Origin of the sequence: Aldersonia sp. NBC_00410, from assembly GCF_026342035.1 — a bacterium.
Lineage (GTDB): Bacteria > Actinomycetota > Actinomycetes > Mycobacteriales > Mycobacteriaceae > Aldersonia.
In genome coordinates this window covers 79,322-94,599 of the sequence record NZ_JAPENM010000011.1, presented here as the reverse complement: position 1 = coordinate 94,599, position 15,278 = coordinate 79,322, and the positions used below count along the sequence as shown (strand labels likewise).

Genomic DNA, 15,278 nt, shown 5'->3' with positions numbered 1-15,278 from the left:
GCGGCAGAGCCGACGTGTCACGTTACCGAGGATTCACCCGGACACCGAACGCAGTCCCGGGCATGGCGGCCCGTTGCGGCGCTATCGGTTCAGTCGGCCTGCAACGTGTAGTGGCGTGGCGGCGGCGAGAGCGGCACGCTGTCGCGCTGCAGCATCCACGAGGCGATGTTGTGGAACAACGGCGCCGCGGACTGCCCGCCGCCACCGTCCACGCCGCGCTGCGGGGCATCGAGCATGATGCCGACCACGTAGCGCGGGTTGTCGGCCGGGGCGATGCCCGCGAAGGTGATCCAGTAGTTCGAGCTCGAGTAGCACTTGCACGCGGCGTCGACCTGCTGCGCGGTGCCGGTCTTGCCGGCCACCTGATATCCCGCCACGCTCGCGGACGAGCCGGTGCCCTGCTGATACCCCATCGGATCACGCTGTGTCACCGACTGAAACATCGACAGCAGCGTCGCCGAGGTCTGCTCGCTCACCACGCGCACGCCTTCGGGACGGTCGGGCTCGGCCCGCTCGCCGTCGGGTCCTATCTCGGCCCGGACGATGCGCGGCGGCATGCGAACACCACCATTGGCGACAGCCTGGTACATCCCGGTCATCTGCAACAGCGTCATCGACAGGCCCTGCCCGATCGGCAGGTTCGCGAACGTGCCACCCGACCACTGGTCGCGGCTCGGCACCGCGCCGGCGCTCTCGCCGGGCAGTCCGACGTTGGTGCGTTGCCCGAGCCCGAACTTCTGCAGCATCTCCGCGTACCGGTCCTCCCCGACCCGCTGGGCGAGCATCAGGGTGCCGACGTTCGAGGACTTCCCGAATATCCCGGTGGTGGTGTACGGCGCGACGCCGTGCCCCCACGCGTCGGCGACCGTGACACCGGCCATATGGATACTGCCGGGGACCTGCAGCACCTCGTCGGGATTGGTCAGGCCGTATTCGATCGCGGCCGATGCGGTGACGATTTTGTTCACCGACCCGGGTTCGAACGGTGTAGTGACGGTGAGGTTGCCCAGCTGCGCGGACTTCTTCGCCCCGACGCCCTCGGACGGATTGAAGGTGTTGTCATTGCTCATCGCGAGCACCTCGCCGGTGCGCGCGTCCAGCACCACCGCCGACGCGTTCTTCGATCCGGAGAGGTCCTTGGCCTGTTGCACCTGCTGCTGCACGTAGTACTGCAGATCCGAGTCGATGGTCAGCTCGACCTGCGAGCCGTCCACCGCCGGTTGCCGGTCCCGCCAGCTTCCCGGGATCACCGCGCCGTCCGAGCCGCGGTCGTAGGTTTGTGAACCGTCGGTGCCGGCGAGCGTGGAGTCCATCGAAGACTCGAGCCCCAGCAGGCCGTGCCCGTCCCAGCCGGTCGCGCCCACCATGTTCGCCGCCAACGCCCCGCCCGGGTACTGCCGGATATCTTGGCGCTCCAGTCCCACTTCCGGGTACTTGTCGGAGATTTCGGCGGCGACAGCGGGATCGACACTGCGCGCGAGATAGACGAACGTCTCCTCGCTACGCACCTTTTCCAGCACATCCTTCTCGCGCGCCGCAGCGCCGAGCTTGTCGTGCACGAGCTTCGCGATATCGGTGAGCCGTTGGTCGGGATCGGGCGCGCCGGGGTCCTTGGCCTTGGCCTCGGCGAGCTCCTTGCGCACCCGAACCGGCTGGAAGGTCAGCGCTTTGGCCTCCATCGTGAACGCCAGCGGCTTGCCGTTGCGATCCACGATCGCGCCGCGGGTCGCCGGGTCGACCACGGTGGTACTGCGCTGGCTCGCGGCCTCGGCCTGCAGCCGCGGTGCCGAGATCGCCTGCGCGATGAACAAGGGCACGACCACGGCGAACAACGCGATCAGCATCACCGCGCGGCCGGACACCAGCCGGAACCGCAGCGGGTCGTTCGCGCTGCGGGGGCGTGGCCGGCCAGCCGGCGGCCGACGCTGCGCGCCGGTGCGTTTGGTCGCACTCGCCCTTGTTCTTGCCGCGCCGCCCGAGTTTTTGCTCGTTCCGCGGGCGCGATTCACCGCGGCTGCCCGCTGCTCGCCTGTCCCGGAATGGCCATGGGTACCAATTGTTCACCCTGCGGCTGCGCATTCACGCCGGTCCGCTGCGGCGTGTCGCCCGCCCCGGTCTGCCGCGTCGGGGTCTGGGCCGTCGGCGTCTGGGCCGTCGCACGAGAACCCGCCGCCGAACGCGCCGTCCCGAGCACGGTGTTGTCCCGCGACTGCCCGTTGAGCAGTGGCACCGGCGGGCCCTGAGCCGGTGTCGGCGTGCCGACCACGGCAACGCCGCCGTCCGGGGCCACGACCAGCCGGGCGGGATCCTTCGCCGGGATCATGCCGAGCTCACGGGCCTTCGCGGCGAGGTCGGGAGCCGAATCCGCGGTCTCCACATCACGCTGCAACGACGCCAGCTGCTGTGACAACTGCTGGTTGTGCACCCGCGCGGCGCTGAGTTCGTAGCTGTCCTCGGCCGACCTGGTGGTGAGCAGCAGCGTGCACACCAGGCCGCAGGCCAGCAGGCCGATCACCGTGGCTACGTACGGAATCCGTGCGGCGAACTGCGAACTTCGCTTGGGCAGCGCGGCAATCGCGGCGGTATCGCCACGGTGCAGCGCCGCGCGCTGCTGACGACGCTCGTAGGCGCGCCGCGCCGCACCCGAGCGGGTGCTGGAATCGGTGTCCACCGCGGCGCGGACCGCGACGGTGCCCTTCTTGCCGCCCGCCCGGCCATCCTCGGACGACCTGCTCTTCCGGTCGCTTCCGCCGCGCTTGTCTTCGGCTCCCTTCGCGCCCCGTGCGCTTCCCTCCCGCTTCGCGCCCCGTGCGCGTTCCCCCCGCTTCGCTCCACCGGACGCGTTGTCGAGTGTGCTGGTGCGCGCGTTCATGCCGCTGACCTCCTGGCAATCCGTTCCGCCGCCCGCATCCGCACGGGCGCCGATCTCGGGTTTTCTTCGATCTCTTCGTCAGTTGCGCGCTCGGCGCCGCGGGTGAGCAGGCGGAACTCCGGGCCCATCCCCGGCAGTTCGACGGGGAGCCCCCGCGGCGTGCGGGAAACAGTCCGCGGTGCGAGTTCCTGTTTGACCACTCGGTCCTCGAGCGACTGATAGGACATGAACACCACGCGGCCGCCCACCTCGAGCGCGTCGAGCGCTGCCGGAACGGCGGTGCGCAGCGAATCGAGCTCGCCGTTGACCTCCACCCGCAGCGCCTGAAAGGTGCGCTTGGCGGGGTGGCCGCCGGTGCGGCGGGTGGCCGCCGGGATCGCGTCGTAGATCAGTTCCACGAGCCGGGCACTGGTGTCGAACGGTTGCTGGGCGCGGCGGCGGACGACCTCGCTCGCGATCCGGCCCGCGAACCGTTCTTCGCCGTAGACCTTGAGGATTCGCGCGAGATCGCCGTGGCTGTAGGTGTTGAGCACTTCGGCCGCGGTGAGTCCGCGCGACTGATCCATCCGCATGTCCAGCGGCGCGTCGACCGAATACGCGAAGCCTCGATCCTGCTCGTCGAGTTGCATGGACGAGACCCCGAGGTCGAACAGGATGGCCCGCACGGATTCCGTGCGGGCCAGTCGGGCTTCATCGAGCGCCTCCGGCAACTCGTCGTAGCGGCTGTGCACCAAGGTGATTCGATCGGTGAAGGGGCTCAGCCGCGCACGCGTGAGGCGCAGCGCCTCGGTGTCGCGATCGAGCCCGATGAGCCGCATCCGCGGGTAGTTGTGCAGGAAATGCTCCGCGTGGCCACCGAGCCCCAGGGTCGCGTCGACGTAGATGGCGTCATCGATATCGACTGTGCCCGTTGATGTTTCCTCGCGCAGCGCGGGCCCGAGAAGTTCGTCTGCGCGGTGCAGCAGGACCGGAATGTGGCGCGAGTCGGGCGAATTGGCCGAGCCACCGGATGCCTCCCGGTCGTCGCCCGCTTCGCCGTCCACCGTCGTCACTCCGATCCTGCAGTCGCTTCGCGCCGCACGTGCGCAGGCGCTTCTCGGTGGGTGCGAATGCTTCGGGGTCTCTGTCCGATGACTGGCGCCTGGCGCTGGGGAAGTGCGTCAGGATCCAGTTCGGACAGAGGCCTCGCGGCACTCGCCTGGCTCGGGTGCGGTTAGAAGATCTCGCCCAGCGACTCGTCGCCGGCCTGGGAGTAGTCCTCCTCGTTCTCTCCGACGTAGGACTCCCAGGCCTCGCGGTCCCAAATCTCGAGGAAATCCACCGATCCCGTCACCACGCACTCGCGCGAAAGGTTCGCGTACGTCCGGTGGTCGGAGGAAAGCGTTATCCGTCCTTGTGCGTCGGGGCGCTGCTCATCGGCACCGGCGGCGAGCCCGCGAATGAACGCACGCGCCTTCGGATTGCTCCGTGACACCGATGCGGCCTTTCGGGCCAACTTGACGAACTCTTCGCGCGGATAGACGGCGAGCGTATGGTCCTGACCTCGTGTGACCATCAACCCTCCCGCCAATTCGTCACGAAACTTCGCCGGCAACGTCAATCTCCCCTTGTCGTCGAGCTTCGGCGTGTAGGTACCGAGGAACATCTCGACACCTCCAAGGATCGCCACCGCTCTCCGATGTGCCCCACTTTACCCCACTTCCCCCCACTTACAACCGCTACGGATTGCGTGTTCGGCCTGATCTCGGACTATCCGCTGGTGAGAGAACTACTGCGAGGTGCGACAAATCGGTCACAGCAGAATTCGATAGGCCGGCCGCGACCGAGAGCTGCCGGTATTCCGGCAGAAGACTCGGCCAATTACCGGCCCGATGGGGCTTGCGGCGACCGATTCGCAGCGTTTGGGCGCCCGTGTGGAGCGAAGTGGGGATTGTGGGGCCGAGTGGGGATGGTGGGCGCAGTGCGGCGCACCACCCTGCCGGCGCACGAAAAACGGCGTGCACCGAGGTACACGCCGTCTGCATCTGCCCAGTCGGGCTGATTACTGCCCGGGGCTACTACTGATCGAATCTGCGGCGGAACCTGTCCTCCATCCGCGCGGAGAACCCACCGGACTTCCGCTTTCCGGCCGACTTTCCTGAACCGCCTGGACCGCTGCCCTTCGGCTTCGACCCCCCATCGTCGACGACGCTGAGGCCGGGACGGGACGTTCCTATCAGCAGCAACACTCCCGCACCGAACATGACGATGAAGCCGAGCAGGCTGATGATCGGGAACCCGCCCGGCTTGAACGGAAGTGCTACACCTGCAACGAGAAGCACGAGACCGAGGACAAAGAGCGTCGCTGCTTGCAGCCGCCGACGATTCGACGTGCCGCGCAGCCGTCCACCGCGAACGTGCGACGCAAACTTGGGATCCTCAGCGTAGAGAGCGCTCTCGATTTGTTCGAGCATGCGCTGCTCGTGCTCGGAGAGTGGCACGGTTACCTCCCCCGGCACTAGACATGGTCCGCCGCCTCCGGGTAAGACGACGCGTAGCCGACCATTTCGGCTACGTACTTGCAATGATACGAGGTGAACCTAGGTGGTACCACCTACTCTGGTTCACGACTTGTTCAATCTTTCCCGCGAAGTTCCCGTTACACCCGTTCGTGAGGTCATGCGGACATATCGGTCGCCGCCGCCGGCCGCAACCGGGACTCGTCGCCGATCAGGTCCTCGACATCGTGCAGGAACGCCGTCACCCGCAGACAGAACTCGTCGGCCTCGGCGCCGGTGACGTCTCGGCTGATCCCGGCCTCCAGCGCGGCCCGCGTCGCGGAAAAACCGGCGAAGTAGTCCGACCACATGACGAACTCGGGCGCCGCACGCGCCATCAACACCCAGGCGCTGCGGGACTTCGCCCTGGTGGGCGCACTCGCCGTGGTGATAGCGAGGACCGCGCCCGCGCCGCGCAGGGCGGCGAGATAGGCCGCACGGAACCGTTCCCGCGGGTCCCGCTCGCCCATCGCCTCGATCAGTAGCCGGTCCGCCCGGTCGAGCAGGGTGTGCTTGCGCGTCGCGCGGGCGCGCCGCCCTACCGTTCTCGACCCCTCACGCTGAGCAGCCAATCGACGACCTCCTCGCGTCGCCGGGACCCGGCGATGGTCCGCTTCCCTCGGCCCATCGCCGGATCGCCGATGTCGAACATTCATTCGACAGATTGAATGTAGCCACGCCCACCGACAAGTTCGCTCTCACGGAAATGGTCATGGCCGTCGAATACACCCCAGCGAAGCCGGTCGTCGTCGAACTCTCGGCGCAGGATCTGCGCAGCCGCCTGTACGAGGCGCTCGACGTCTACGTCACGGCGATGGGGTATCCGCGCGGCACCGAACACCATCGCGCACCGATGTGGACCGAGCACGTCACCCGCCCCGGCTGGCGGGCGGTCGGCGCGCTGCTCCCGACCACGAGCACCGCCGCGAGCGGCGAAATCGGCACCGCCGCGAGCGGCGAAATAGCCACCGCGTCGCAACTCGTCGCGATCGCTTACGGCTATCGCGGTGCGCCCCAGCAGTGGTGGCAGACGCAGGTCCACGCCGGGATGCGCAAGGCCGGCTGGGGAGAGGCCGATATCCGTACCATGCTGGCGAACTACTTCGAGGTGACCGAGGTGCACGTGCATCCCGACGCACAGGGCCACCGGCTCGGCGAAACGATGCTGGCGAAACTGCTCGACGGGCGGAGCGAGGAGCGGGCGCTGCTCTCCACCCCAGAGGTCAGCGGTGAGAACAATCGCGCGTGGCGGCTGTACCGGCGACTCGGCTTCACCGATGTCGTACGCAACTTCACCTTCGCCGGCGACAGCAGGCCCTTCGCCGTCCTCGGCCGACGCCTACCGCTGTGATACTCGACGCCGCGGTCATCGGTTCCGGACACAACGCCCTGGTCGCAGCCTGCTACCTGGCCCGCTCCGGCTGGTCGGTCGAGGTGCTCGAACGCGACACCGTGCTCGGCGGCGCGGTCTCCACCGTCGAGCGCTTCCCCGGACATCAGGTCGATCGCGGATCGTCCGCGCACATCATGATCCGGCACACCGGGATCGTCGAGGATCTCGAGCTGGCCCGGTTCGGGCTGCGCTATCTCGACTGCGATCCGTGGGCGTTCGCCCCCGCCCCACCCGACTCGGACGCACCGCCGATCGTGTTCCGCCGCAGCGTGCGCGACACCTGCGCATCGATCGAGGCAGCATGCGGCGCGCGCGATGCCGACGCCTACCGCCGGTTCGTGCAGGTCTGGGGACCGCGCAGCGCGCGGGTGATGCGCGCGTTCGGTGCCACACCGACCGCACCGAACCTGGCCAGAGCGTTTTGGGGACTGACGCCCGAGCGCGGTTCCGGATCATCGGGTCGTTTCGCAGGCTCCACTCCCGGCGCCGGCAGCGCGTTGTCACGGGAGTTCCTCGGCTCCGGCGACGCCCTGCTCGACGAATGGTTCGACGACGAACGGCTCAAAGCCGCGCTCGCCTGGTTCGGTGCGCAGTCCGGTCCACCGATGTCCGAACCGGGCACCGCACCGATGGTGGGGTTCGCCGCGCTCATGCACACCCTCCCGCCCGGACGCGCAGTCGGCGGCAGCGGCGCACTGACGAAGGCACTGGCCGCGCGGCTCACCGCGGACGGTGGTCGGGTACACACCGGGGACGAGGTCGCCGCGATCGCCAGGCGCGGCGAGCACTGGTCGGTTCGCACCGTCGGCGGTCGCGAGGTCACCGCCCGCACGGTCGTCGCGGGCTGCCATATCCTCACCACCCTCGACCTGCTCGAACGTGGCGGACACGACAGCACCGAGCTGGACCGATGGCGCCGACGCATCCGGGTCGGGCCGGGAATCGGGATGGTGGTGCGCTTGGCCACCACCGACTTGCCCCGCTACGGCGGCGTCGATTCGTCCGCCGAAACCAGTAGCGGCCTGCAACTGCTGGTCAATGACCGGCGGGTACTGCACGCCGGGCACGGAGCGGCGCTCGCGGGCGAACTGCCACCGGAGCCTGCCGTGCTCGCGATGAGCTTCAGCGCCCTCGACCCGTCCATTGCGGCACCGGGCCAGCATCAGCTCTCGCTCTGGTCGCAATGGCACCCCTACGCCCTGTCCGGTGGCCGGACCTGGGCCGATGTGGGCGAGCGCGAAGCCGACCGGATCATCGACGTGATGGACCGCTTCGCGCCGGGATTCGCCGATTCGGTCGTGCACCGCCACGTGCAGACCCCGGCGGACATCGAGTCCGAGCTGGGCATGCTCGGCGGCAACGTCATGCACGTGGAGATGTCGTTGGACCAGATGTTCTTCTGGCGGCCGCTGCCCGAACTGGCCAGGCACCGCGTTCCCGGAGCGCCGGGGTTGTATCTCACCGGGGCGTCCACCCACCCCGGCGGCGGCGTCTCGGGCGCGAGCGGACGCACCGCCGCCCAGGTCGCACTCGCCGACGCGAAACCCGGGTTCGTGCGCCGGTTCCTGCAGCGGTGAACAGCCCTGCGGGCACCGCGAAGCTGCCGATCGTCCTCGCGCTCGGCGCGGTGCTCGCCCAGATCTGCTACCCGTTGACGTCCGGATCCACACGCGACCTGGTGACGACCGCGGTGGTACTGCTCGGCGCCGCGGCCGCGCTCAGCGATGCCGCCGTTCAGCGCGGTGGGCGGTTCGCCGTGTCGCTGTTGCTGCTCACCGCCGGTATCGGGCTGGGCGCCGAAATCGTCGGCGTCGCGACCGGCGTCCCGTTCGGTTGCTACGACTACGCGAGCGACCGGCTCGGACCGGCGGTGGCCGGCGTCCCGCTCGTCGTCCCGCTGGCCTGGACCGCCGGCATCTACCCGGTGTGGGTGGTGGCCACCGTCGTCGCCCGCACGGTTCCGGCGCAGACCGCGCTCACCGCGATCGGTGCCGTCGGGTGGGATCTCTACCTCGATCCGCAGATGGTGCACGACGGCCAATGGCAGTGGTGCTCGACCGCGCCCGCGCTGCCCGGTGTCGACGGCATCCCGGTGACGAACTATCTGGGCTGGTTCGTGGTCGCTGCCGTGATGGCCGGCGGCATTGCCGCAGCCGCGCGCAGCGCCCGTCCACCCACGTCGCGCGCGGTGCCGATCGCGCTGTTCCTGTGGACCTGGCTCGGCTCGGCATTGGCACACGCGGTGTTCCTCGGACCGGAGCTGCGGTGGTCGGCGCTCTACGGGTTGATTGGAATGGGTGTGCTCGGTGTCCCCCTGCTCGTCAGGCTGCGCCGCCGCACCGGGTGAGGATCACGCCTGCACGCCGGAAACTCTGGCACCATGGCCGATGTGCAGCCGACTCAGCCCCGATCCCGGCGCGCCGCACGCGTCGCGTCGCTCGCCGCACTCGTCCTCCTGATTCCGCTGCTGTCCGGCTGCCTGCGCGTCCAGGTGTCGATGGGCGTTTCGGCCGATGACCGAGTGTCCGGCCAGATCGTCGCGGCCACGGTGCCCGCGGACGAGAACGACAAGGGACCCGAACTCGTCGTGCCGGACTCGCTCACCTCGAAGGTGCGCGTTCAGCCCTACAGCCAGGACGGGTACGTCGGCGCGCAGGCGTTCTTCTCCGATCTCACATTCGGTGACGTGGAGCAGCTCGGACAGCTGTCCGCCGAGAACTCCGGAACCTTCCAGATCCAGTTGCAGCGGTCCGGGGACTTGGTCACCCTCGACGGCAAGGTGGACCTGAAATCGGTGCCGACGCAGGGCTCCGATGTGCAGTTCACCATCGCGTTCCCGGCCCGGGTGGCCACCACGAACGGCACGAGGGAGGGCGACTCGATCGTCTCCTGGAAGCTGGCTCCCGGTGATGTCAGCACGCTGCGGGCCGAGGTCAAGTACGCCGATCCGAGTACCCGCAGCTTCGCCGGCTGGGCAGGCATCATGGGCGGGGTGACGCTCGGGGTCGCGGCGATCGTGGCCGCGCTGGCCTACATGAACCGCAATCCCCGCCCCCCGCGACCCTCCCGGCGCACCGCCGAACGGCAAACCGAAGACGCGTAGTGCTACCGGTCCGCGCGGCGACGCTGCTGGCCCTGGCTCGGGCCGGGCTCACGCTGTACAACCGTTACGCGTTCCCGCGGCTCGCCGCGGCCGCGCCGGGCTCCGCTCCCGGTCCCGTTACGGTTTGCATTCCGGCGCGCAACGAAAGCAGCCGACTGCCCGCGCTCATCGCCGACCTGCGCGCACAGCGCGATGTGGCCGACCTGCGGGTGCTGATCCTCGATGACGACTCGACCGACGACACCTTCGGCGTTGCCCGCGCCGCGATCGGCGACGACGACCGGTTCGCGCTGTACCGGCACACCGAGGCACCGCCGGCCGGCTGGGTCGGCAAGCAGTCCGCGTGCGACCGGCTCGCCGCGCTGGCCGATGTACCGGACGGCGTACTGGTATTTCTCGACGCCGATGTGCGGCTGGCACCGGAAGCGCTGGCGTCCGCCGCCCTGGCGCTGCGCACCAGCGCAGTGGCGCTGCTCTCGCCGTGGCCGCACCAACTGGCCGGTTCCGCGGCCGAGCTGCTGGTGCAGCCGCTGCTGTGCTGGTCGTGGGCGGCGCTGTTGCCGATGCCGGTCGCCAACCGGTCGCGACGTCCTTCGATGGCCGTCGCGTGTGGGCAGTTTCTGGTGTTCGACGCCGCGCAGTACCACCGGATCGGCGGACACGCGGCGGTCGCGGCGAGTCTGACCGAGGATCTCGCGCTGGCCCGCGCCCTGCGCCGCTCGGGGGCGCACACCGCGGCGCTGCCCGCCGGTGACCTCGTCCGGTGCCGGATGTACCGCGGCTCAGCCGAGCTCGACGCGGGCTATACACGCTGGCTGTGGTCGGCCTACGGCGGTGCGGCGGGCAGCCTGGCGGTGGCCGCGGCGCTGGTTTTCGTCGACCTGCTGCCGCCCGCCGTGGCGCTGTGCGGCCACGGCCGGGTGCGCGTCTGGGGCGCCATCGGCTACGCGGCCGCCGTCTCGTCGCGTGTGTCGGCCCGGTCCATGGAAACCGCGGCTCCGCTGCGTCGCACCGACCTCGCCGTGGCGCTGTCCCATCCGGTGTCGATCGCCGCCTACCTGGCGCTCACCGTGCGATCGCACCGGGCGCATCGGCGCGGCGCGACCCGCTGGCGCGGGCGACCGGTCTAGCGCTCGTTGGCGGCAAGCCAGTTCGCGCCCCGTCGGGCGGACGCCCGGGAAAGCCACGCGTCCTCGATCACCTCCGCGAGTTCCCGGCGGCTCAGCTCGCCGATCCGGCTTGCCCGGCACAGCACCGAGAGGTGTCCGTTGAAATGCGGCGTGCTGAAGAACGGCGTCGATTCGTCCTGGATCAGTGCCTGTTTGTCGTCCACGGACGGCACCCAGAACACGATCACGTCGGGATAGCGCTCGCCGGTCTCCGGGTCCTTCGCATCCGGCCGGGGGTTGCGGAAGAACACGAACGACTTACGGCCGACCTGGTACACCGGACGATCGTCGGAGATCCACTCGACCGTGACGTGTGGCATCCCGAGCGCGAGGTCGTGCACGTCCTGCACGCGCGCGCGGCGGGTGCGAGCCATTGCACCTCCCCGGCAGTCGGACGGGTCCAGATCAGACGGTTGCTGCGCCGAGCCCCAGGTTGGCCAGTACCTCGCTCGTGGCCCTGGCGAAGTTGAGCGTGATGAAGTGCAGGCACGGCGCACCCTCGGCGATGAGGCGCTCGCCCATCTCGGTGGCGAGTTCGATGCCGATCTCCCGCACCGCCGCGCGGTTCTCTTGTGGTCCGTCGCCGGCCGCGCGGGTCAACCGCTCTTCGAGGGCGCTGGGCAGGTGCGAACCGGACAGCTCGACCATCCGCCGGACCGACCGCAACGAAGTAATGGGCATGAGCTCGGGAATGATCGGTTTCGCGCCCTGTTCGGCGTCGCACGCGGTGACCCGGTCCCGCAACCGCAGAAAGTGCTCAACGTCGAAGAACATCTGGGTGATCGAGTACTCCGCACCGGCGCGGAGCTTGGCGCACAGGAACTCGGTGTCGTGGTCGAGGTCGGGCGAGCGGTAATGGCCCTCCGGGAACGACGCGACACCGACATGGAAATCGCCCAGGTCGCGAACCAGGCTGACCAGCTCGTGGGCGTACTCGACACCATCGGGATGGGTGATCCACTCGCCAAGCGGGTCCCCCGGCGGGTCGCCACGCAGCGCCAGGATATTGCGCACCCCACAGTCCGCGTATGCCCCGACGAGCGCACGCAACTCATCCACGGTGTGCTCCACCGCGGTGAGGTGCGCAACCGGCAGCAGCGTGGTCTCGGTCGCGATCTGTCCGGTGACGCGCACCGTCCGGTCGCGCGTCGATCCGCCCGCGCCGTAGGTCATCGACACGAACGCCGGACGCATACGCTCGAATTCGCGTACCGCACGCCACAATCGGGCCTCCGCGGCCTCGTCACGCGGTGGCGAGAACTCCACCGAAAACGGCACCCGACCGCACTCCGCGGACGCCAGGCGCTCCACCACGGACGGTGTCGATGACACCCAGCCCGCGCTGGCGCGGCCCCGGATCGGCTGCGGTGCGGCGGTGCCGACCGGCGGCGTGCCGCAGGTGTCGGAATCGGAGTTCACGGCCCCAGCATAAAGTGCCTCGGTCCCCCGCCGAGCGTCCGCACTATCGTGAACAGCGACCCCATCGACTCGCCGCGGAGGCAGCCCTGAGTATCGGACCAAGCCTTTCGGCGGCAGCGACAGCCGACCCGGCCGCCCTTCCGTCCGCGGTCGAATCCGAACTCGCCGACTTCTTCGCCTCGCGCCGTGACCTCGTCCAGGGGGTCGGCGGCGAATTCGTGGCGGCGGTCGACGAGCTCGAGCAGTTCGTGCTGCGCGGCGGCAAACGCATCCGCCCGTCCTTCGCCTGGATGGGGTGGCTCGGTGCCGGTGGCGATCCCGACGGACCGACGGCGCGCGCGGTGCTGAAGGTGTGTGCGGCGCTCGAACTTGTGCAGGCCTGCGCACTCGTGCACGACGACATCATCGACGCCTCCGCGACCCGCCGAGGCCACCCGACCGTGCATGTCACCTTCGCTGGTCGCCATGCCCGCGACGGCTGGACCGGCACGTCGTCGCGGTACGGCGATGCGGTCGCGATCCTGCTCGGCGATGTCGCGCTGGCCTGGTCCGACGACATGGTGCGCGAAGCCGGTCTCCCGTCGGCGGCGGCTGCCAGGTTGGCGCCGGTGTGGTCGGCGATGCGCACCGAGGTCCTCGGCGGTCAGCTACTCGACATCACCGGAGAATCGAGAGGCGACGAAACGGTCGAGGCGGCGATCCGGATCGACCGCTTCAAGACCGCGTCCTACACGATCGAACGACCGCTGCACATCGGTGCCGCGCTCGCGGGCGCACCGGACGAACTGATCGCGGCCTACCGGCAGTACGGCACCGATGTCGGGATCGCGTTCCAGCTGCGCGACGACCTGCTCGGGGTGTTCGGCGACCCGGCGACGACCGGCAAGCCGTCCGGGGACGATCTGCGCGACGGCAAACGCACCGTGCTCTTCGCGATCGCGCTGCAGCGGGCCGACGAGCGCTCCCCCGAAGCCGCCGCTTTGCTGCGCCGCCGTATCGGTACCGACCTGACCGACGCGCAGGTCGATGAGTTGCGCACCGTGCTCAACGAGCTGGGGGCGGTCGACGAGGTGGAGCGGCGGATCGCCGAACTCACCGCGCGCGGCCTCGCCGCCGTGGAGCACAGCAGCGCCACAGTGGCGGCGAAGCGGCACCTTCGCGCGATGGCGCGCTCCGCCACCCGGAGGACGGCCTGATGCGCACCGTCACCGGTCCCACCGACCATGTGCTGATCATCGGAGCCGGGTTGTCCGGGCTGGCGGCGGCGCTGTATCTGCGCGGCGCCGGGCACGAGGTCACCGTCGTCGAACGGGCCGACCATCCCGGCGGGCGGGTCGGAGTTTTCCGCGGCCCGGACTACGAGATGGACAACGGCGCGACCGTGCTGACCATGCCCGAGCTGATCACCGATGCGCTGGCGGCCGTCGGCACCACCCCGGCCACCGGACCGGAGCCGCTGCGCATCGAGCGGATCGAACCGGGTTACCACGCGCGGTTCCACGACGGCCGCGTCATCGAGGTCTACGGCGGCCCGGACGCGATGGCGGCCGAGGTCGAGCGCAGTTGCGGTGCCGGCGAAGCCACCTCCTACCGACGGCTGCGCGGCTGGCTCGGCGAGGTGTTCGACGCCGAGTACACGCGCTTCCTGGACGCGAACTTCGATTCGCCGCTCGACCTGGTCAACTCCCGCGCCGCGCTCGCCGACCTGGGCCGACTCGCCAGGCTCGGCGGCTTCGGCCGGCTCGGCCCGCAGATCGGACGCTTCCTGAAAGACCCGGCGCTGGCCCGGTTGTTCACCTTTCAGGCGCTCTACGCCGGCGTCGCGCCCGCCGAGGCGCTCGCCGTGTACGCCGCGATCCCGCATATGGACACCTGCCTCGGGGTGTATTTCCCGGTCGGCGGCATGCGGGCGATCGCGCGGTCGATGGCCGCGGCGTTCGTCGCGGCCGGCGGCAAGCTCGAACTGCGCACCGACGTGGCGCGCATCGATTTCGAGGGCCGTCGCGCGCGCGGCATCACGACGACCGAAGGCGCCCGGATCGACTGCGACACGGTGATCGCCACCGCCGACCTGGGTGCGCTGCCCGGGCTCGGCGTCCCGCGGCGCCGCCGACTGCGTGCCTCACCATCCGCGGTGGTCGCGCTGGGCACCGTCCCGATCGAGGTCAGCGCCCGCTGGCCGGGGCAGGCGCATCACGTCATCGATTTCGGCGCCGCCTGGGATTCGACGTTCGCCGAGATCACCGCCCGCCGGGGCCGCGGCCGGCCGATGTCGGATCCGTCGTTGCTGATCACGCGCCCGGCGTGCACCGATCCGGGTCAGTACATCGAGCGCGGGAGCCCAACAGGCGGCACTCGGCACGAGCCGCTCTCGGTACTCGCACCGTGCCCTAACTTGGAGAGCGCGCCGCTGGAGTGGACCGCGCTCGGGCCTGCCTACATCCGCGAGGTGCTCGGCGTCCTCGAGGCGCGCGGCTACATCGGTATCGCGGAGCATTTCACCGTCGACCACCTCGACACTCCACATACCTGGCAGGCGCAGGGCATGATCGCCGGCAGCCCGTTCTCCGCAGCACATCTGTTCCGGCAGACCGGGCCGTTCCGGACCCGTAACCTCGTCCCTACCGCGGACAATGTCGTTCTCGCGGGTTGCGGAACCACACCGGGGGTCGGCGTACCCACCGCGCTGCTTTCCGGAAAGCTCGCCGCCGCGCGGGTCGGCGGCCCGCGTGCCCGGCCCTAGCAGCGACAGTGGCAAAGGAGAGACGACGCTTGAACGTCATTT

General features: G+C 69.6%; 15 protein-coding genes. 7 read left to right on the top strand and 8 right to left on the bottom strand.

What is annotated here, in order from left to right:
* Positions 1-89: 89 nt before the first annotated feature.
* The 6 genes from OG921_RS22680 to OG921_RS22655 form a co-directional block, all read right to left on the bottom strand.
* Positions 90-1,865 carry a penicillin-binding protein 2 gene (locus OG921_RS22680; RefSeq protein ID WP_323182862.1) on the bottom strand — a complete coding sequence of 592 codons (1,776 nt, stop codon included), beginning with the start codon at positions 1,863-1,865 and terminating at the stop codon, positions 90-92.
* 140 nt (positions 1,866-2,005) lie between these two features.
* Positions 2,006-2,872 (bottom strand): hypothetical protein, encoded by an 867-nt coding sequence (locus OG921_RS22675; protein ID WP_266114795.1) that lies wholly within the window; start codon positions 2,870-2,872, stop codon positions 2,006-2,008.
* Entirely contained in the window at positions 2,869-3,846 is a 978-nt protein-coding gene (rsmH, locus tag OG921_RS22670; protein ID WP_266114892.1) for a 16S rRNA (cytosine(1402)-N(4))-methyltransferase RsmH, read from the bottom strand. Before rsmH ends, OG921_RS22675 begins: the two co-directional genes overlap by 4 nt.
* Before the next feature lie 239 nt (positions 3,847-4,085).
* Positions 4,086-4,517, bottom strand: coding sequence for a division/cell wall cluster transcriptional repressor MraZ (gene mraZ, locus OG921_RS22665; protein ID WP_266114891.1), 432 nt, complete (start codon positions 4,515-4,517; stop codon positions 4,086-4,088).
* A 412-nt stretch (positions 4,518-4,929) separates the two neighbouring features.
* Positions 4,930-5,352 (bottom strand): DUF3040 domain-containing protein, encoded by a 423-nt coding sequence (locus tag OG921_RS22660; RefSeq protein ID WP_266114794.1) that lies wholly within the window; start codon positions 5,350-5,352, stop codon positions 4,930-4,932.
* A 176-nt stretch (positions 5,353-5,528) separates the two neighbouring features.
* Positions 5,529-5,879 (bottom strand): SAV_6107 family HEPN domain-containing protein, encoded by a 351-nt coding sequence (locus OG921_RS22655; protein ID WP_266114890.1) that lies wholly within the window; start codon positions 5,877-5,879, stop codon positions 5,529-5,531.
* A 242-nt stretch (positions 5,880-6,121) separates the two neighbouring features.
* Between OG921_RS22655 and OG921_RS22650 the strand changes: the two genes are divergently transcribed.
* The 5 genes from OG921_RS22650 to OG921_RS22630 are packed head-to-tail and all read left to right on the top strand — an operon-like array spanning position 6,122 to position 11,035.
* The gene (locus OG921_RS22650) at positions 6,122-6,760 is read left to right on the top strand and encodes an N-acetyltransferase (RefSeq protein WP_266114793.1); all 639 of its coding nucleotides are present in this window, start codon (positions 6,122-6,124) and stop codon (positions 6,758-6,760) included.
* Complete coding sequence (locus OG921_RS22645) at positions 6,760-8,379, top strand: NAD(P)/FAD-dependent oxidoreductase (protein WP_266114889.1); 1,620 nt, start codon at positions 6,760-6,762, stop codon at positions 8,377-8,379. The genes OG921_RS22650 and OG921_RS22645 overlap by 1 nt, the downstream gene beginning before the upstream one ends.
* Positions 8,376-9,149, top strand: coding sequence for a carotenoid biosynthesis protein (locus OG921_RS22640; RefSeq protein WP_266114792.1), 774 nt, complete (start codon positions 8,376-8,378; stop codon positions 9,147-9,149). The genes OG921_RS22645 and OG921_RS22640 overlap by 4 nt, the downstream gene beginning before the upstream one ends.
* A gap of 33 nt (positions 9,150-9,182) precedes the next feature.
* On the top strand, positions 9,183-9,905 hold the full coding sequence (locus OG921_RS22635; protein WP_266114791.1) for a DUF3153 domain-containing protein: 723 nt from the start codon (positions 9,183-9,185) through the stop codon (positions 9,903-9,905).
* Positions 9,905-11,035 (top strand): glycosyltransferase family 2 protein, encoded by a 1,131-nt coding sequence (locus tag OG921_RS22630; RefSeq protein WP_266114790.1) that lies wholly within the window; start codon positions 9,905-9,907, stop codon positions 11,033-11,035. Before OG921_RS22635 ends, OG921_RS22630 begins: the two co-directional genes overlap by 1 nt.
* Here OG921_RS22630 and OG921_RS22625 read toward each other — a convergent pair.
* Positions 11,032-11,448: an MmcQ/YjbR family DNA-binding protein gene (locus tag OG921_RS22625; RefSeq protein ID WP_266114789.1), complete on the bottom strand. Its 417-nt coding sequence runs from the start codon at positions 11,446-11,448 to the stop codon at positions 11,032-11,034. The genes OG921_RS22630 and OG921_RS22625 overlap by 4 nt on opposite strands.
* 31 nt (positions 11,449-11,479) lie before the next feature.
* Positions 11,480-12,406, bottom strand: coding sequence for a methylenetetrahydrofolate reductase [NAD(P)H] (gene metF, locus OG921_RS22620; protein WP_266114888.1), 927 nt, complete (start codon positions 12,404-12,406; stop codon positions 11,480-11,482).
* Positions 12,407-12,585: 179 nt separating this feature from the next.
* Between metF and OG921_RS22615 the strand changes: the two genes are divergently transcribed.
* Positions 12,586-13,689: a polyprenyl synthetase family protein gene (locus OG921_RS22615; protein WP_266114887.1), complete on the top strand. Its 1,104-nt coding sequence runs from the start codon at positions 12,586-12,588 to the stop codon at positions 13,687-13,689.
* Positions 13,689-15,236, top strand: coding sequence for a phytoene desaturase family protein (crtI, locus tag OG921_RS22610; RefSeq protein WP_266114788.1), 1,548 nt, complete (start codon positions 13,689-13,691; stop codon positions 15,234-15,236). The genes OG921_RS22615 and crtI overlap by 1 nt, the downstream gene beginning before the upstream one ends.
* Positions 15,237-15,278 lie beyond the last annotated feature (42 nt).